The organism is Methylorubrum suomiense (assembly GCF_022179765.1).
In the GTDB taxonomy this organism is placed as follows: domain Bacteria; phylum Pseudomonadota; class Alphaproteobacteria; order Rhizobiales; family Beijerinckiaceae; genus Methylobacterium; species Methylobacterium suomiense.
This window is the reverse complement of the sequence record NZ_BPRE01000001.1, coordinates 563524-579818: the sequence shown is the minus strand read 5'-3', so window position 1 is coordinate 579818 and position 16295 is coordinate 563524. Positions and strand designations below refer to the sequence as shown.

General features: G+C 70.2%; 18 protein-coding genes. 12 read left to right on the top strand and 6 right to left on the bottom strand.

Features of this window, described 5'->3' with window-relative positions:
• Positions 1-9 precede the first annotated feature (9 nt).
• The 10 genes from MFF26_RS02785 to MFF26_RS02740 all read left to right on the top strand — a co-directional run bounded on the left by MFF26_RS02785 (position 10) and on the right by MFF26_RS02740 (position 9610).
• Complete coding sequence (locus MFF26_RS02785) at positions 10-807, top strand: DUF883 family protein (RefSeq protein ID WP_137830465.1); 798 nt, start codon at positions 10-12, stop codon at positions 805-807.
• Between the two features lie 223 nt (positions 808-1030).
• Positions 1031-1756 carry a 5-oxoprolinase subunit PxpB gene (gene pxpB, locus MFF26_RS02780; RefSeq protein ID WP_137830466.1) on the top strand — a complete coding sequence of 242 codons (726 nt, stop codon included), beginning with the start codon at positions 1031-1033 and terminating at the stop codon, positions 1754-1756.
• A complete protein-coding gene (locus MFF26_RS02775; RefSeq protein WP_137830467.1) occupies positions 1753-2781 on the top strand; it encodes a 5-oxoprolinase subunit C family protein in 1029 nt (342 codons plus the stop codon). The genes pxpB and MFF26_RS02775 overlap by 4 nt, the downstream gene beginning before the upstream one ends.
• Before the next feature lie 3 nt (positions 2782-2784).
• Entirely contained in the window at positions 2785-3897 is a 1113-nt protein-coding gene (locus tag MFF26_RS02770) for an apurinic/apyrimidinic endonuclease family protein (protein ID WP_238307435.1), read from the top strand.
• A 198-nt stretch (positions 3898-4095) separates the two neighbouring features.
• Complete coding sequence (locus tag MFF26_RS02765) at positions 4096-4647, top strand: RBBP9/YdeN family alpha/beta hydrolase (RefSeq protein WP_137830469.1); 552 nt, start codon at positions 4096-4098, stop codon at positions 4645-4647.
• Positions 4648-4790: 143 nt separating this feature from the next.
• Positions 4791-5069 carry a hypothetical protein gene (locus MFF26_RS02760; RefSeq protein WP_137830470.1) on the top strand — a complete coding sequence of 93 codons (279 nt, stop codon included), beginning with the start codon at positions 4791-4793 and terminating at the stop codon, positions 5067-5069.
• A gap of 180 nt (positions 5070-5249) precedes the next feature.
• Entirely contained in the window at positions 5250-6260 is a 1011-nt protein-coding gene (locus tag MFF26_RS02755) for an NAD(P)H-quinone oxidoreductase (RefSeq protein WP_137830471.1), read from the top strand.
• A gap of 347 nt (positions 6261-6607) precedes the next feature.
• Positions 6608-6892, top strand: coding sequence for a hypothetical protein (locus MFF26_RS02750; RefSeq protein ID WP_137828922.1), 285 nt, complete (start codon positions 6608-6610; stop codon positions 6890-6892).
• 103 nt (positions 6893-6995) lie between these two features.
• Complete coding sequence (ggt, locus tag MFF26_RS02745; RefSeq protein WP_137828923.1) at positions 6996-8753, top strand: gamma-glutamyltransferase; 1758 nt, start codon at positions 6996-6998, stop codon at positions 8751-8753.
• Positions 8754-8818: 65 nt separating this feature from the next.
• On the top strand, positions 8819-9610 hold the full coding sequence (locus MFF26_RS02740) for a lysophospholipid acyltransferase family protein (RefSeq protein WP_137828924.1): 792 nt from the start codon (positions 8819-8821) through the stop codon (positions 9608-9610).
• 130 nt (positions 9611-9740) lie between these two features.
• On the opposite strand, the gene MFF26_RS02735 is transcribed toward MFF26_RS02740, so the two are convergent.
• From MFF26_RS02735 to metX, 3 genes are read right to left on the bottom strand one after another with little or no spacing between them, the layout of a single operon-like run.
• Positions 9741-10268: an AAA family ATPase gene (locus MFF26_RS02735; protein ID WP_238307434.1), complete on the bottom strand. Its 528-nt coding sequence runs from the start codon at positions 10266-10268 to the stop codon at positions 9741-9743.
• Positions 10265-10954, bottom strand: coding sequence for a methionine biosynthesis protein MetW (metW, locus tag MFF26_RS02730; protein ID WP_137828925.1), 690 nt, complete (start codon positions 10952-10954; stop codon positions 10265-10267). Before metW ends, MFF26_RS02735 begins: the two co-directional genes overlap by 4 nt.
• A 17-nt stretch (positions 10955-10971) precedes the next feature.
• Positions 10972-12186 carry a homoserine O-acetyltransferase MetX gene (gene metX / locus MFF26_RS02725; protein WP_137828926.1) on the bottom strand — a complete coding sequence of 405 codons (1215 nt, stop codon included), beginning with the start codon at positions 12184-12186 and terminating at the stop codon, positions 10972-10974.
• A 330-nt stretch (positions 12187-12516) separates the two neighbouring features.
• On the opposite strand from metX, the gene msrB reads away from it, so the two are divergent.
• Together msrB and msrA are read left to right on the top strand one after the other, a co-directional pair.
• Positions 12517-13026, top strand: a complete 510-nt coding sequence (gene msrB, locus MFF26_RS02720; RefSeq protein WP_137828927.1) for a peptide-methionine (R)-S-oxide reductase MsrB — start codon at positions 12517-12519, stop codon at positions 13024-13026.
• Positions 13023-13757, top strand: a complete 735-nt coding sequence (gene msrA, locus MFF26_RS02715) for a peptide-methionine (S)-S-oxide reductase MsrA (protein ID WP_238307433.1) — start codon at positions 13023-13025, stop codon at positions 13755-13757. Before msrB ends, msrA begins: the two co-directional genes overlap by 4 nt.
• Positions 13758-13880: 123 nt before the next feature.
• On the opposite strand, the gene bfr is transcribed toward msrA, so the two are convergent.
• From bfr to MFF26_RS02700, 3 genes are all read right to left on the bottom strand, one after another.
• Positions 13881-14378 carry a bacterioferritin gene (bfr, locus tag MFF26_RS02710; RefSeq protein WP_137828928.1) on the bottom strand — a complete coding sequence of 166 codons (498 nt, stop codon included), beginning with the start codon at positions 14376-14378 and terminating at the stop codon, positions 13881-13883.
• Positions 14379-14428: 50 nt separating this feature from the next.
• Positions 14429-14704: a (2Fe-2S)-binding protein gene (locus MFF26_RS02705; RefSeq protein ID WP_137828929.1), complete on the bottom strand. Its 276-nt coding sequence runs from the start codon at positions 14702-14704 to the stop codon at positions 14429-14431.
• Between the two features lie 333 nt (positions 14705-15037).
• Positions 15038-15901 carry a universal stress protein gene (locus MFF26_RS02700; protein WP_137828930.1) on the bottom strand — a complete coding sequence of 288 codons (864 nt, stop codon included), beginning with the start codon at positions 15899-15901 and terminating at the stop codon, positions 15038-15040.
• Positions 15902-16295: the final 394 nt, after the last annotated feature.

Sequence of the window (16295 nt, the reverse complement as noted above, 5' to 3'; positions counted from 1 at the left end):
GAGCCCATCATGACGCAGAATCCCACCTCAACCCTTACGCCGGAAGGCACGCCGGTCGAGACGCTGCCGGAGCACCTGGCCGCCAAGGCCGGCATGCCGCGCTCCGGGAGCCTCGACCATACCCTGCACGCCGCCTCCGAGCGCGCCACCGCCCAGGGCCGCGACGCCAATGCCCGCCTTCAGCAGGGCCTGCACGACACGACCCGTGAAGCGTCCAACGAGGCCGCGAACCTGCGTGACCGCGCGGCGGAGCAGGCCTCGAACCTGCGTGATCAGGCCGCCGACAAGGCTGCGGAGTTGCGCGACCAGGCGACCGACAAGGCCGCGGAATTGCGCGATCGCGCCGGCGAGACGCTGCGCTCGGCACGCGAGCGGGCCGGCGAGACCTACGAGGAGGCCCGCTCCTGGGCCGAGGACCGCTACGACACGCATCGTCAGAACGCCGCCGATCTCGCCGATCGCGGCGCGCGGCAGCTGCGCCGCGGCCGCACCGCCACCGAGGAGTTCATCTCGGAGAATCCGTTGCTTGTCGGCGTGGTCGGTCTTGCCGCCGGCCTGCTGCTCGGGGCGCTCCTGCCGCGCACGCGCCAGGAAGATCGGGCGCTCGGCCCCTACGCCGACGACCTGCGCGACCAGGGCGTTCGCTACGCCCGCGATCTGACCCAGCGCGGCCGCTCCTTCGTCGAGACCGCCCTCGACCCCGAGAACATCGACGCCGCCGTCCAGCGTGCCTCGGCTCCCCCCTCAGGTCCGGCCACCGGTCGGGACGAGCGCGACGAGGCGGAGCGGACGGCGCACCGGCTCTGAAGACCCACCCATCCCTCTCATCCTGAGGCGGCGACGCGCACAATTGCCCTCGAAGGAAGGCTCCGGACGTCTCAGCAATCCCCGGAGCCCTCCTTCGAGGCCCGCCGCGGCGGGCTCCTCGGGATGAGGGCGAGGCTGGGATCGGCCGCTTCGATGCGGTTCATCGATAGTGGCCGGCCGGACAGGCTCGCGATGCGTCGCGCCTTCGGATAGCCTGGCGTCCATGACGCACGACGCGCCGCGGCTGCTCGCCTGCGGGGACACGGCCTTCACCATCGAGTTCGGCGCCCGGATCGACCCCGCGCTGTCGGCCCGCGTGCTGGCCCTCGACGCGGCCCTGGCGGCACGGGCGCTCCCCGGCATCCGCGAGACCGTGCCGACCTACCGCTCGCTCACGGTCCATCTCGATCCATTGACGGCCGACCCGGAGGCGCTCGGCCGCGCCGTCCTGGCGCTCGCCGAAGAGCCGCTGCCGCCGGTCGCGGCGTCCCGGCTCTGGCGCATCCCGGTCGTCTATGGCGGCGCGTTCGGCATCGATCTCGAGGCGGTGGCCGCCCATCACGGCCTGGATCCGGTATCCGTGATCGAGCGCCACGCCGCGCCCGAATATCGCGTCGCGATGATCGGCTTCCTGCCGGGCTACGCCTATCTCGAAGGGCTCGATCCCCGCCTCGCCCTGTCGCGCCGTCCGCATCCGCGCCCCGTCACGCCCGCGGGCACCATCTCCATCGGCGGAGCGCAGGCGCTGGTGGCGAGCATCGCCGCCCCGAGCGGCTGGCACCTGCTCGGCCGCACGCCGGTCCGAACCTTCGTGCCGGATCGCGATCCCGTCTTCCTGCTGCGACCCGGCGACCGGGTGCGCTTCGTTCCGACCCCGGCCGAGGACTGGGAGAGGCTGTCAGCGGCGGCCGAAGCCGGCGAGACGGTGGCCGAGTGGAGCGAGGCATGAGCCGCATCCTCCATCTCCTGCGCCTCTCCGGCGCGGCCTCGATCCAGGATGGCGGCCGGCCCGGCTACCTGCGCGACGGCCTGTCCGCCTCCGGCCCGATGGACCGGTTGGCGCACGAAGCCGCCAACCGTTTGGTCGGCAATCCGCCGGGCGCGGCGGCGATCGAGTGGGGGCTCGCCGCGGCGACGCTGCGCGTCGAGGGTGGGCCGGTGCGGCTGGCTTTGGCCGGTGCCTGCGGGCCGCTGCTCCTCGACGGCGAGCCCGTCGCGGACCACCGCTCCTTCGTGCTGCGGGAGGGCGCCGAACTGACCCTCGGGCGGCCGCGTACGGGCGTGTTCGCCACCCTCGCGATCGCTGGCGGCCTGGCTCTGCGTCCCGTCCTCGGCAGCGTCGCACTCCATCGCCGCGCCGGGATCGGCGGCCGCGACGGAGGCCCGCTGCAGGAGGGCGACCGCCTTACGCTCGCCGGCCCGGCGCCCGCGGGCGAGGCGGATGTCGGCCTCGATCCGGTCCCGCTCGAGAGCGACCGGCCGGTCCGCGTCGTGCTCGGGCCCCAGGACGATCATTTCACGCAGGAGGGCGTCGCGACCTTCCTGACGGCGACCTACACGGTCTCGGGCCAGGCCGACCGGATGGGTTATCAGTTCGACGGACCGGCCATCGCCCACGGCGCGGGCGGCTTCAACATCGTCTCCGATGCGACCGCGATGGGCTCGGTGCAGGTGCCGGGGTCCGGCCGCCCGATCGTGCTGATGGCCGACCGCCAGACCACCGGCGGCTATCCGAAGATCGCGACGGTGATTTCGGCCGATCTCCGCCGGATCGCCCAGCGACGGCCCGGCGAGACGGTGCGGTTCGAGGCTATCGATCTCGCCGCCGCGCGGCGATGCGCCCAGGCACGGGCGGCCGCACTCGATGCCCTTCCGGGACATCTGTGCCCGGTCGCGGGCGAGGCGGAGCGGTTGATGGCGGCCAATCTGGCGGGCGCGGCGGTGGATGCGCTCGGCGACGATGCGGCATCCTGATCGGTGACCGATCTCGCCCTGCCGCGTTGTCCGCCCGTGTCGCGCGAACCCTCCGAATCCCCCCGCCTCGGCTTCTGCTGCACCTTCATCCCGGATCCGGACCCTGAGCATAAGACGCTCAAGGCCGCCAAGGACGCGGCCAAGCTAATGAATCTCGGCACCGTAACCATGGCCAACCTCCAGCGTCTCGGCCCGGCCGAGCGGCGGAAGAAGCTGGAGGACGTGGTCCGCCACAATCTCGCGGCCCTGGAGCGGCAGGTCGCCTGGGTCGCCGCACGCCCGCCGCTGGAACGGCTCCTGCGCATGGCGAGCTCGCTCCTGCCCGGCTACACCCACCCGACGGCGATGCCGCTCTATGCCGAGCCCTCGTTCCGCGCCCTGATCGAGGCCGGGCTCGCCCGCATCGGCGAGCGGGCGCGCCAGGGAGGCGTGCGCCTCAGCATGCATCCGGGGCCGTTCTGCATCATCGCCTCGCGCAACCCGAACGCGCAGGCCAACGGCATCGCCGAGTTGGAGTACCACGCCGAGATCATGGCGATGCTGGGCTACGGCTCCGGCTGGCACCCGCATGGCGCCCACCTGAACATCCATGTCGGCGGGCGCGAGCCCGGCATCGAGGGCTTTCGCGAGAGCCTGTCGCTGATCTCGGAGACGGCGCGCAACCTGCTCACCGTGGAGAACGACGAATCCCTGTTCGGCCTCGATGCAGTCCTGCGCCTGGGTGACCGCATCCCGGTGGTGTTCGACATCCATCACCACTGGGTCGAGAGCCGCGGCGATTACATCGAGCCGGACGATCCCCGGATCGCGGCCGTGATCGCCTCCTGGCGTGGGGTGCGGCCGGTGAGCCATATCAGCGTGTCGCGCGAGAGCGTGCTGGCGGACCACGATCCCGGCGCCCTGCCGGACTTCGTCGGACTCTCGGAGCAGGGCCATTCCTGGCGCGATCTCGCCGCCCATTCCGATAAAATGTGGAACGAGGCCGTCAACGCGCTGGTGGCCCGCCACCTCGCCTGGACCGATTTCGAGATCGAGGCCAAGGGCAAGAACCAAGCGAGCGTCCCGCTCGCCGCGCAGATCGGGGGACGCCTCGGCGGCATCCGCGCCGCCGCCTGACGCAAGTCCCGGCGTCGCGCCCCATGCGGTCATCGCCGGGGGCGGGCGCCAACCGCCCTCGCGGCGCTTCGGCTCGCCGCCCGGGATCGTCATGATCGATCGTCTCGGCTACTGGCCGGACCGGAGGCGCGCCCAAGGTCAGGGTGACCAGGGCTGCGCCGGTAAGTTGACGGCAGCGCCCGACCCGAAAGGCCGATCATGAAGACAGCCGACTGCGACATCCTGATCCTGCCGGGCTATGCCGGCTCCGAGGAGGAGCATTGGCAGAGCCGCTGGGCGGGCCGCCTCAAGACGGCGCGGGTGGTCGAACAGGCGGATTGGCACCGGCCGGATCCGGAATCCTGGCGCGCGCGCATCGTCGAGGCGGTCGAGGCGGCGCATCGGCCGGTGATCCTGATCGCCCACAGCCTCGGCGTCGTCGCGGCGGTGGAGGCGGCGCCGCTTTTCCCCCCGAACGTGGTGCGCGGGGCGCTGCTCGTCGCCTTCCCGGACATCGAGGCTGGCACCGACCTGCCCGAGAGCGTGCGCGCCTTCGCCCCCGTCCCGCGCGACCCGCTGCCCTTCCCCTCGCTGCTGGTAGCGAGCCGCACCGATCCGTATTGCACCTACGCGCGGGCCGAAGACTACGCCTATGCCTGGGGCTCCGCCCTGGTGGATGCGGGCGAGTCCGGCCACATCAACGTGGCGAGCGGGCATGGACCCTGGCCCGAAGGCCTGATGCGGCTCGCCGGCTTCCTGAAGAATTTATAAGCCGTCGAAGCGAGCGATCGGCTCTGCCATGGGCTTGGCCGTCAGGAACTCCCCCGCCCCGGCCGGCGTTGGCCAAGCATATCCCAAATCACATCAGGCTGCCCGATGGCCCAGCGGCATCGGGGCGGCGAGAGAGGAATTCCATGGCGCCGATCGAGAACCCCACCGAAGCTCGCCAGGGCGAGAAGGGCAAGCCGGTCCTCTACGTGCTCATCGCCAGCTTGGTCCTGCTTGCGGTCGCGACCGTCGGTCTCCTGAGCTGGAACCGGGCCGAGTCGCCCGCCGACTATGCCGGCAAGAGCCAGGAATCGGCCCGTGAGATCACGACGGGCTCCGTCAACAAGGCGCCGTCCTCCAACAGCGGCAACGTCCCGGCCGAGAACCCGGCCTATCCGCAGCCGGCGCAGAAGAAGGCCAACTGAGCCCCACACTTCGACGCTTCGAGCAACAAAGCCCCCGGACACCGCGTTCGGGGGCTTTTTCATGCGCCGCTCCCCGCCATGTCCCCTGCCGGCAGGGATGAACGATCCGACCGCAACCTCGACGGGGCCGACCTTCCGCGCCATGTGTCGGGGAGCCCGGAACGCCGCAGGAGCCCGTCGATGACCCAATCCCCGCCCGAGACCATGCGCCAGATCCGCTTCGGCGGCGCGGGCGGGCCGGAGGTGATCGCGGTCGAGACGGCGCCGGTGCCGCGGCCCGGAGCGGGACAGGTCCTGATCGAGGTCGTGGCGGCGGGCGTCAACCGGCCCGACATCATGCAGCGCCAGGGCAGCTATCCGCCGCCGAAGGGCGCCACCGAGATCCCCGGTCTGGAGATCGCCGGACGCATCGCCGCCCTCGGCGAGGGCGTCGGCGGTTTCGCCCTCGGCGAGGAGGTCTGCGCCCTCGTCATCAGCGGCGGCTACGCCGAATTCGCCGTGGCCGAAGCCGGGCAGGTGCTCAAGAAGCCGTCCTCCCTCTCCCTCGTCGAGGCTGCGGGCCTGCCCGAGACCGTCTTCACGGTCTATTCCACCGTCGTCCAGCGCGGGCGGCTGAAGGCCGGCGAAACCTTCCTGGTCCATGGCGGGTCGAGCGGCATCGGCACCACCGCGATCCAGATCGCCAAGCAGCACGGCGCGCGGGTGCTCACCACGGCGGGCTCCGCCGAGAAGTGCCGGTTCTGCGAGGAGCTGGGCGCGGATGCCGCGATCAATTACCGCGAGGCCGATTTCGCCGAGGAGGTGAAGCGCCTCACCGACGGAAAGGGCGTCGACGTGATCCTCGACATGGTGGGCGCGGCCTACCTGCAGAAGAATATCGCCTCCCTCGCGGTCGAGGGCCGGCTGGTCCAGATCGCCTTCATGCAGGGCTACAAGGCCGAGAGCCTGACCCTGACCCCGATCATGCTCAAGCGCCTGACGATCACCGGGGCGACGCTGCGGGCGCAATCCAAGGAGGCCAAGGCCGCCATCGCCGACGGCGTGCGCGGCGAGGTCTGGCCGCTGGTCGAGGCGGGAAAGATCCGCCCCATCGTCCACGCCACCTTCCCGCTCGAAGACGCCCGGAAGGCCCACGAGCTGATGGAGACCAGCAGCCATTCGGGCAAGATCCTGCTGACGACCGGACGCTGATCGCTCGACTGCCGGGCATCCTGCATCCGATCCCCTCATCCAGAGGCGCCGCGCAGCGGCCTCGAAGGAGAGATCCGGGAATCGCGGGCGGGCTTGAGACCCTCCCACCCATCCCCCTCATCCTGAGGTGCTTCGCCAAAGGCGGAGCCTCGAAGGAGGGCTCCAGACGCCGCGCGATACGCTGGAGCCCGTCTTCCAGGCTGCTCCGCAGCACCGCAGGATGAAGGTGTGGGTGGGAGAAAGCGAGAGAGCCGGGCGAAGCCTTCCCGAACGGCGCGGAACTCCGATCCGGTGCCGGTGTTCGTCAGAACCCGCCGCTTCCGGCATTCTGACCTCGCAGGCCCTCCATGCGGCATCTTCCGATCGCCCTAGCGCTCGTCCTGACCCTTCCGGCCGCGCACGCCCTGGCGCAGTCCGGCCAGCGCGAGGGCCCATCCGCCGTCCCCTCGCCGCCGAGCCCGAAGGCCTCCGCCACCGGTGACGCGCCCGTATCGGGCCCCGGTACCGGCGGCACCCCGAACCGTCCGGCGGTGGTCGGTGGCACACCCGGTGCCGTGATCGGTGGGACGCCGACGAGCGGCCCGCCCGGCACCGGCGGTGCAGCCGGCGGCCCGTCGATCAGCGGGCAATAGAGCTCCGGCCCGAAAGGGGGAACCGGCTTTGGGGAAGCCGGTGCAGCAGGGGAATCGCGCGCGCCGGCTGGCCGCGGCCGGGCCGGGGGCTAGATCGTCTCGCATGACGCTCCGACTTCGCCTCGCCCTCGCGTTCCTCGTTCTCGCAGGCCCGGCCTGGGCGCAGGCGGACGTCACGCCGGGCTCCCTTCCCACCGCTCCCGAACCGCCGCCGATCCAATCGGATGCGGCGCGGTTGCTGCCGGTGCTGGCGACCCGCGGCATAGTCTCGTCGCAGGAGGCGCTGGCGACCCGTGTCGGGGTCGCGGTGCTGGAGAAGGGCGGCAACGCCATCGACGCGGCGGTGGCGGTGGGGTTCGCCCTGGCCGTGACCCTGCCGCGGGCGGGCAATCTCGGCGGCGGCGGCTTCATGATGGTCCACCGGGCCGCGAACCGCGAGACGGTGGCGATCGATTACCGCGAGACCGCCCCCGCGGCGGCAACGGCCGACATGTTCCTGGACGCCAAGGGCGAGCCCGACCGCGCCGCCTCCACCCGCGGCGGCAAGGCGGTCGGGGTACCGGGCACCGTGCGGGGCTTGGCGGAAGCGCATCGCCGCTACGGCTCGGGCAAGCTGACGCTCGCCGAACTCATCGCGCCGGCCGAGACGCTCGCCCGCGCGGGCATCCCGGTCGAGTCGGGGCTCGCCGATTCCCTGCCCCGCGCCTCCGGACTGCTCGGGGCGTGGCCGTCGAGCCGGAAGATCTTCTTCGAGGGCGATCATGTCCTGCCGCGCGGGGCGACGCTGAAGCAGACCGACCTCGCCGACACCCTCAAGGCCATCGCCGAGCGCGGGCCGGACGCCTTCTACGAAGGCGCGATCGCCCAGAAGATCGCGGATGCGGTGCAGGGTGCGGGCGGCATCATGACGGCGGCCGATCTCGCCGCCTACCGGCCGGAGATCCGCCAGCCGGTGCGCGGCACCTATCGCGGCTACGAGATCGTCTCGATGCCGCCGCCCAGCTCCGGCGGGGTCCACCTCATCGAGATCCTCAACGTGCTGGAGGGGTACGATCTGGCCAAACTCGGCACCGGCAGCGCGGCCGCACTGCACCTCATGGCGGAGGCGATGAAGCCCGCCTATGCCGATCGCGCCACCTGGCTCGGGGACCCAGCCCGCACCAAGGTTCCGGTGGCGGGTCTCACGTCCAAACCCTACGCGGCCGCGATCCGCGCAACGATCGACCCGGAGCGGGCGCGGCCCGCCACGGAGGTGAAGGCCGGCGACCCGCTGCCCTACGAATCGGACCAGACCACCCATTTCTCGGTGGTGGATGCCGAGGGCAACGCGGTCTCGAACACCTACACCCTCAACTTCTCCTACGGGATCGGGCTGGTGGCCGAGGGCACGGGGGTGCTGCTCAACAACGAGATGGACGATTTCTCCGCCAAGACCGGCGCGCGCAACGCCTACGGCCTGGTCGGGGGCGAGGCGAACGCGGTGGCCCCGGGCGCCCGCCCGCTCTCCTCCATGACGCCGACCTTCGTGTTCCGGGACGGCAAGCTCTATCTCGTCACCGGGAGCCCCGGCGGCAGCCGCATCATCACCACGGTGCTGCAGGTGATCGTCAACGTGCTCGACTTCCGGATGAACCTCGCCGAGGCGGTCGCCGCGCCGCGCATCCACCATCAGTGGCAGCCCGACATGCTGATGGTGGAGGAGGGCGTCTCTCCCGACACCCTGGCCCTGCTGCGCGCCAAGGGCCATCCGGTGAAGGTCGGGGCGAGTTCGGGCTCGGCCAATTCGGTGATGGCCGAGGACGGATTCCTCGCGGGCGCCTCAGACCCACGCCAGCGGGGGACGCTGGCGGAGGGGCATTGAGACACGCGGCGGTGGGCAAGCGCGGGCGCGCGAGCTAAAGGAGCGCCAGCCTCTCCGGACCGCCGATGCTCCTCCTCCGCTCGCTCGCCTTCAACCTCTGCTTCTATGTCGCGACGGCGCTGATCGCGATCGGGGGCCTGCCCGCCTTCGTCTCGCGCCAGGGCGTGATCCGGGTGGCGCAGTTCTGGGGCCGGACGGTGCTCTGGCTGCTGCGGGTGGTCGGCGGCACCCGGGTCGAATTCCGCGGCCTGCACAACATCCCGCCGGGGCCGCTGCTGGTCGCCGCCAAGCACCAATCGGCCCTCGAGACCCTAGCTCTGACGATCCCCTTCGACGATTTCGCCTACGTCCTCAAGCGCGAGCTGATGTGGACGCCGATCGTCGGCTGGTATTTTGCCCGCGGCGGCATGGTGCCGATCGATCGCGCCAAGGGCAGCAAGGTCATGGCAGCGATGAACGCGTCCGCCAAAGCCGCCATCGGTCAGGGCCGCCAGCTCATCATCTTCCCCGAGGGCACCCGCCGCCCGGCCGGCGCGCCGCCCGCCTACAAGCAGGGCGCCTCCCATCTCTACACCGCGCTGAACGTGCCCTGCCTGCCCGTGGCGCTCAACACCGGGCTGTACTGGCGTCGCCGGGGCTTCCGCCGGATGCCCGGCACCACCGTCATCGAGTTCCTGCCCGTCATTCCGCCGGGGCTGCCGCGCATCCAGTTCCTGAACACCGTGCAGGAGCGCATCGAGACCGCCTCCACCGCCCTGCTGGCGGAGGGCCGCGCCGACCTCGCCCGCCAGGGCCACCCCGTCGCGGTGCCGGTGGGCGGCGCCGAGCCGTCACCGGACGGGTCCGGGACGCTGTGAGGCGGCGCCCCTTTTTCGATCAAATCCCCTCATCCTGAGGTGCCCGCCTCGGCGGGCCTCGAAGGAGGGCTCCAGAAATCACCGCGATCCCTGGAGCCCTCCTTCGAGGGTGCCGCTTCGCGCCGCCACCTCAGGATGAGGGGGATGGATGGGGGAAGCGCGACGCGTCCCGCCCGCGCAGGATGATTCGGCGGCCAGGGAAGCCTTCGATCAGAGCGAGGCAGCGCTCACGCCGTTTTCGATTCCACATCGCGGTGTAGTGCAGAAACTCCAGAGTCAGTTGCTCCGGGCAGCCCTGCGGCCCCTCGGGACGCACACGACCGAGGCTCGACAGGGTGCGCCGCAGGACGCGAGCGGTACAGAGCCAAGCCGGCCGATCGAGATAGATCACCGTGTCGGCAGCCGCTAAGCGGGGACCGATCGTGCCGAGATAATTGCCGTCCGCGATCCAGGACGGAAGGGTGGCGATGCGCTCGACTTCGTCGCGGAACGCGTCCGATCCCGCCTCCACCCAACCCGGCCGCCAATAGGCATGGTCGAGATGGAACACCGGGAGCCCATGCCGGGCACCGAGGCGTCGGGCGAGGGTCGTCTTCCCGCTGCCCGGTGGACCCAGCACGACGATGCGCCGCGAGGCCGGATCGAGCCGCTCGCTCACGCCTTCGGACGACCCCGCCGCAGCAGGAACACGCCCTGCGCGCCGATCAGGTTCCAGAACCACCACGGCATCGAGAAGCGCATCGGGCGGCCGCGCACGTCGAGCGCCGTGGCCTTCTCGATGCGGGCGCCGACGAGGCGACACAGGCCGACGAAGTCGCGGATGGTGCAGTGGTGGATGTTGGCCGTCTCGTACCACGCCTCCGGCATGGTCTCGGTCACCGGCATCCGGCCACGGAAGGCGAGTTCGGCCCGCACGCGCCAATGGCCGAAATTCGGGAACGAGATCACGACCTGCTGCCCGATGCGGAGCAGATGCTCCAGCACGATCCGGGGGTTGCGGGTCGCCTGGATGGTCTGGGACAGGATCACGACGTCGAAGGCGCCGTCGGGATAGTTGGCGAGATCGGTGTCGGCGTCGCCCTGGATCACCGGCAGGCCGCGGGCGAGGCAGGCGTTGACGCCCTCGCGCGACAGCTCGATGCCGCGCCCGTCGACCCCGCGCCGGTCGCGCAGCAGCGCCAGAAGCGAGCCGTCACCGCAGCCGATATCGAGCACCCGCGCGCCCGGCGGCACGAGGCCGAGCACGACGATATGGTCGATGCGCGCCCCGGCCTCGCGGGGCAGGCCCTCGGCGGCGTCCCACGGGGCATCGGAAGCGGCGTCGGTGAAGCGTTCCGTCTCCACGGCGGTGTGTCCGCCGCTCACAGGCCGCGCGCCCGCGCCGCGGCGTCGATGAAGCCGCGGGCGGCGGAGAACATGGCCGGCTCGTCGAGGAGGAAGGCGTCGTGGCCCTTGTCGCTTTCCACCTCGACGAAGGCGACGGGGGCGGCGACCGCGTTGAGCGCGTGGACGATGGCGCGGGAATCGGCCGTCGGGAACAGCCAGTCGGAGGTGAAGGACATCACGCAGAAGCGGGTCTTGGAGCCGCGGAAGGCCTCGGCCAGCACGCCGCCATGGTCCTCGGCGAGGTCGAAATAGTCCATCGCGCGGGTGAGGTAGAGATAGGCGTTGGCGTCGAACCGCTCGACGAAGGAGAGCCCCTGGTGGCGCAGGTAGCTCTCGATCTGGAAATCGGCGTTGAAGGAGAAGGTCGGCGCGGCCCGGTTCTGGAGTCGGCGGCCGAACTTGCGGTGGAGCGCCGGCTCCGACAGGTAGGTGATGTGCGCGCCCATCCGGGCGACGCCGAGCCCCTTCGAGGGCCGGGTGCCGGCTTCGAGATAGCGGCCGTCCTCCCAGGCCGGATCGGCCATGATCGCCTGCCGTCCGACTTCGTGGAAGGCGATGTTCTGCGCCGAGTGGCGCGGGCCGGTGGCGATCGGCATCGCGGCGAAGACCCGCTCCGGGAAGAGCGAGGCCCATTGCAGCACCTGCATCCCGCCCATCGAACCGCCGATACAGAGGAAGAGGTCGGGCACGCCGAGCCGGTCGAGCAGCATCGCCTGGGCGCGGACCATGTCGCGGATCGTCACGAGCGGAAAATCGAGGCCGTAGGGCCGGTCGGTCGCCGGATCGAGGGAGGCGGGACCGGTCGAGCCCATGCAGGAGCCGATCACGTTGGAGCAGACGACGAAGTAGCGATCGGTGTCGACCGGCTTGCCGGGCCCCACCAGGGTCTCCCACCAGCCGGGCTTGGCCGTCACCGGATGGCGATGGGCGAAATGCTGGTCGCCGGTCAGCGCATGGCAGATCAGGACCGCGTTGGAGCGATCCGCATTGAGCGTCCCCGCCGTCTGATAGGCGATCTGGAAGGGTCCGAGCCGGGCGCCGGAATCCATCGCCAGGGGCTCGTCGGCGGAGAAGCGCATCACCGGGCTGCGCGGGTCCATAGCCTGCGAAACCTCGCTGCCGCGGCGCGCATCGTCGCGTGGGGCGGTCCCGATGCCCGGCTCGGCCGTGTGGGTGAGGGTCGAATCCATCGCGCGTCCCGGATGCCGAGCCCGGAGCCGGCCCGCCGGAGGAGCCGCCCGTCCTCCGCGCATCCCGCAAGATTTCGGGAGTCCGGGCCGCGGCGCCTTCGACGGGGCAGCTCTCGGCCGAACCTGCACCGGAGGTAATACCCACCCGGTCAAGCGTCAACGCGCGGTCGTGCCGGCGAGGCGCCCCGAATGGTCCGAGCCGCGCGGCGCCACCCATGCGGCGGTTCGCCCGGCGGCGGCGGCGGGGCTTTCATGCTATCGATTGCGCACGATGCTTCGCTTCGCCCGCTTCGGCGACCCCGTTTCGGGCCAACCCGCCGGAGGTCTTCCATGAACCGCCGTCAGACCCTGCGTGCCGGCGCCTCGTTCCTCGGTCTCCTCGCCGCCGCGCGCTTCGCCGGCCCGGCCTCGGCCGAAGCCGCCAAAACCTTCGAGGTGACGAAGACCGAGGCCGAGTGGCGCCAGGCCCTGAGCCCGGCCGCCTACGCGGTCCTGCGCGAGCACGGCACCGAGCGGGCGGGGACGAGCCCGCTCAACAAGGAGAAGCGGGCCGGCCGTTTCTCCTGCGCCGGCTGCGACCTGCCATTGTTCGCCTCGGAGACCAAATTCGAGAGCGGCACCGGCTGGCCGAGCTTCTACCAGCCCCTGCCGGAGGCGGTCGGCACGCAGGTCGACACCGCCTACGGCATGCGCCGCACCGAGGTGCATTGCCGGCGCTGCGGCGGCCATCTCGGCCACGTCTTCGAGGACGGGCCGCGCCCCACCGGACTGCGCTACTGCATGAACGGCGTGGCCCTGCGCTTCGAGCCCGCCACCGACCAGAAGGGAGCCGCGCTGTGAACTCGGACACCCCCCGTCATCCGCATTCCCCGAAATCGCTGCTGCTTGGTGGCTTGGCCGGGCTCGGCCTGCTGGCCGCCACCGTGCTGCCCCTCGCGCCGGTCTCCGCCGAGGAAGCCGGTCGGCGCCTGCCCGATGCGGCGGAGCAGGCCCAGGAAACCGCCGGGCTTCGCACCGCGACCCTCGCGGGCGGCTGTTTCTGGGGCGTGCAGGGCGTGTTCCAGCACGTGAAGGGCGTGAAACAGGCGGTGTCCGGCTATGCCGGCGGCACCAAGGCGAGCGCCCGCTACGAGGAGGTCGGCACCGGCCGCACCGGCCATGCCGAGGCCGTCCAGATCACCTACGATCCGGCGGTCATCCGCTACGACGAGTTGCTTCAGATCTTCTTCTCGGTGGCGCTCGACCCGACCCAGGTGAACCGCCAGGGCCCGGATACCGGCCCGCAATACCGTTCGGCCGTGTTCCCGGCCGATGCCGAGCAGGCGCGGATCGCCAAGGCCTATATCGGCCAGCTCGACGCCGCGAAGACGTTCTCCCGGCCGATCGCCACGAAGATCGAGCCGAACGCCGCCTTCTACCCGGCGGAGGACTACCATCAGGACTACATGACCCTGCATCCGAACAACGGCTACATCGTCGCCAACGATGCGCCGAAGCTGCAGGATCTCAAGTCATTCTTCCCGGAGCGGGCGAACCCGCAGCCGGTTCTGGTCGGCAAGTCGAAGGCGTAAGCCTCGACTCACCCGCTGTGAGGGTGGACGTCGGGGAACGGCACCGTCACGTCTCATCCTGAACCTCCCACCCCTGGCCCTCCCCGAGAGGGAAGAGCAGGGGGAGGGAGCGCTCCGAAAGGATCAGTCCTTCTCGGGCTCGATCTGCTGGAGCCCGCCGATATGGCTCTGGGCGTAGAGCGGCAGACCGATCTGGCCGATCAGGTCGAGCTGCGTCTCGAGGAAGTCGATATGGCCTTCCTCGTCGGTGGCCAGTTCCTCGAACAGATTTTTGGAGACGCGATCGTTGATCGAGTCGCAATACTTGGCAGCTTCCAGGTAGAGCGCCCGGGCGCCATTCTCGGCCGCAAGATCGCACTCGATGATCTCTTGGACGTTCTGCCCGATCTTCAGCGGGTCAAGTTCCTGGAGATTCGGAAAGCCGTCGAGGAACAGGATCCGATCGATGAACCGATCGGCGTGGTTCATCTCCTCGATGGATTCCTTGCGCCAGAATTTGGCGAGGTTAACGTAACCCCAGTCGTTCAGCAGGCGGAAGTGGAGCCAATACTGGCTAACAGCAGTCAGCTCGCTGCGCAGGCCCCGGTTGAGATATTCGATGACCTTCGCATCACCCTTCATCGACCCTTACTCCTCTGACGAGAGGCGTCGGGACGATCAGACGATTCGTCTCAGGCAGCGACGCCCTCGGGGTCTCTTGTAGTTTGGAATGATCCCAAACTGCAAGCCGAATTGCAGCTGCTCGTACAATCATGCCCCGCCTGGTTGTCGGCCTCGGCCAGGGCGCTGCGCAGGATCGAGCGGATGGTGCGGGCGCAGCGCCCGCATTTCGCGCTGCATCCGAGGCAACCATACACTTGGGCGGGGGTGCGCGGACAGCCGGGCCCCGGCGTGAGGCACGCACGGACTTGTCCGTCGGAGAGGACGTTGCAAGAGCAGACGATCATAGGGGATCGCGGACCTGTCGTGCCTGTCGGAATCCGCCGGGAGACGGCGGTGCCGGAAGCCTCTCAATCCTTCTTCGAAAGACGCCGCCGGAAGCCGGTGTCGGACGCTCTCAGATTAGAATAATTGAAAAGTTCAAGCCTTTCAGGACTTTAGCGGCGACACCGAACCCTGGCAACTCTTGACACGCGCTCTTGAATGGCGCGCGAGACATCTCCCGTCCCTGTTCCGAGACGCGTGGGGAGATCGGTCAAACCCCTTGGGGAAGCCCACCGATCGAGCGCGGGCAAGGACTTGCCCGGCGAATCGATGAAACGGGATTCGCGGTGATGCGCTCAATGCGCCATCAGAACCGGCACCCGTGCCTGCGACAGGATGTGGCTGGTCGGTCCGCCGAAGATCATCTGGCGCAGGCGGCTCTGGGTATAGGCCCCCTTGATGATCAAGTCGCAGCCGACGCTCTCGGCGGTGTCGAGATAGAGCTCGCCCGGTGTCCGGCGTCCAGCCAACAGCTCCTTGTGCGAGGCCTCGATGCCCTCCAGGGCCAGGGACCGGGCGACGTCCTCGGCGCTCGGCCCCGGCACCATGCCGCCCTCGGCGCTGAGCACCAGGGTGCGACGGGCCCGGCGCAGGAACGGCATGGCGAAGGCGATGGCGCGGGCCGTCTCGGTGGAGCCGTTCCAGGCGATCAGGATCGACTCACCGAGGCATGAGGGCGCCTCGGGTGGGGCGAGGAGGATCGGGCGCCCGCTCTCGAACAGGGCGGTCTCGAAGGTCGTCATGCGCGGAGCGCCGTCCTCCGGGCCCGGCCGACCGACCACGGTCGCCGAGAACAGGCGGGCATATTGACCGAGAAACGCGTCGCCCGGCGGCACGTCGGGACGCCAGCGATAGCGCGCGCCGGCATTGGCGGACGCGTCCGGCGAGCACACGGCGCCGGGCTCGCGGCGCGGCAGGCCCGCAGCCTCCATGGCGGCGACGAAGCGGGCGCCCGCATCCTGCGCCTCGGCCTGGTCGGCCTCCTCGTCGCGCAGCCAGGTCATGCCGCCGACCATGTCGACCGGAACGTATTCGGCGAGCGCGGGACGCAGCGCGACCCCCTCGATCAGGCTGCCGAAGCGACGGGCCACGAGGAGAGCCGTCTCGAACACCGAGGGGAGGGCGTCGTGCAGCGTGACCGGGACGAGCAGGGTCTTCATGGCCAGCCTCCTCGAACGGGCAGGAGCCTCACGGTGCGGATTTCCGTCGGCAAGGGCGAGGGGAAAGAGGCTAGATCGAATTGGGTGCGCGGGGAACCGGACCCGTCGTCGCCATCCCCTGCCGAGATGGGCCGTGCCGCAGGTCGCGTATCCGTTAACCAAGATTCATCCTGACCTCGTCCGCGCCTGATGCGCGATGAGCCGCCCATGGCCGGGACGAAGTCTGATCTGAGCCGACAAGCTTGTCCGTATCCAACAAGACCTGAGATGCTCGAAATCAAGTTCGGGGAACCATGCGCGCAAACGGCGGTTGTCGGACCGAAGTCGATATCACGGCCTCGACCGGTTCAACCGGTCTGTGAGGCCAAGACCCATGTCGATCTTTCCTGATCAG

What these genes read in the sequence shown, in the direction of transcription:
- MFF26_RS02760 (WP_137830470.1), top strand. Translation starts at nt 4,791, where the DNA reads ATGGCGCCGATCGAGAACCCCACCGAAGCTCGCCAGGGCGAGAAGGGC.
- MFF26_RS02740 (WP_137828924.1), top strand. Translation starts at nt 8,819, where the DNA reads ATGCTCCTCCTCCGCTCGCTCGCCTTCAACCTCTGCTTCTATGTCGCG.
- MFF26_RS02750 (WP_137828922.1), top strand. Translation starts at nt 6,608, where the DNA reads ATGCGGCATCTTCCGATCGCCCTAGCGCTCGTCCTGACCCTTCCGGCC.
- pxpB (WP_137830466.1), top strand. Translation starts at nt 1,031, where the DNA reads ATGACGCACGACGCGCCGCGGCTGCTCGCCTGCGGGGACACGGCCTTC.
- MFF26_RS02700 (WP_137828930.1), bottom strand. Translation starts at nt 15,901, where the DNA reads ATGAAGACCCTGCTCGTCCCGGTCACGCTGCACGACGCCCTCCCCTCG.
- MFF26_RS02755 (WP_137830471.1), top strand. Translation starts at nt 5,250, where the DNA reads ATGACCCAATCCCCGCCCGAGACCATGCGCCAGATCCGCTTCGGCGGC.
- msrB (WP_137828927.1), top strand. Translation starts at nt 12,517, where the DNA reads ATGAACCGCCGTCAGACCCTGCGTGCCGGCGCCTCGTTCCTCGGTCTC.
- bfr (WP_137828928.1), bottom strand. Translation starts at nt 14,378, where the DNA reads ATGAAGGGTGATGCGAAGGTCATCGAATATCTCAACCGGGGCCTGCGC.
- MFF26_RS02705 (WP_137828929.1), bottom strand. Translation starts at nt 14,704, where the DNA reads ATGATCGTCTGCTCTTGCAACGTCCTCTCCGACGGACAAGTCCGTGCG.
- MFF26_RS02775 (WP_137830467.1), top strand. Translation starts at nt 1,753, where the DNA reads ATGAGCCGCATCCTCCATCTCCTGCGCCTCTCCGGCGCGGCCTCGATC.
- metX (WP_137828926.1), bottom strand. Translation starts at nt 12,186, where the DNA reads ATGGATTCGACCCTCACCCACACGGCCGAGCCGGGCATCGGGACCGCC.
- MFF26_RS02765 (WP_137830469.1), top strand. Translation starts at nt 4,096, where the DNA reads ATGAAGACAGCCGACTGCGACATCCTGATCCTGCCGGGCTATGCCGGC.
- MFF26_RS02785 (WP_137830465.1), top strand. Translation starts at nt 10, where the DNA reads ATGACGCAGAATCCCACCTCAACCCTTACGCCGGAAGGCACGCCGGTC.
- ggt (WP_137828923.1), top strand. Translation starts at nt 6,996, where the DNA reads ATGACGCTCCGACTTCGCCTCGCCCTCGCGTTCCTCGTTCTCGCAGGC.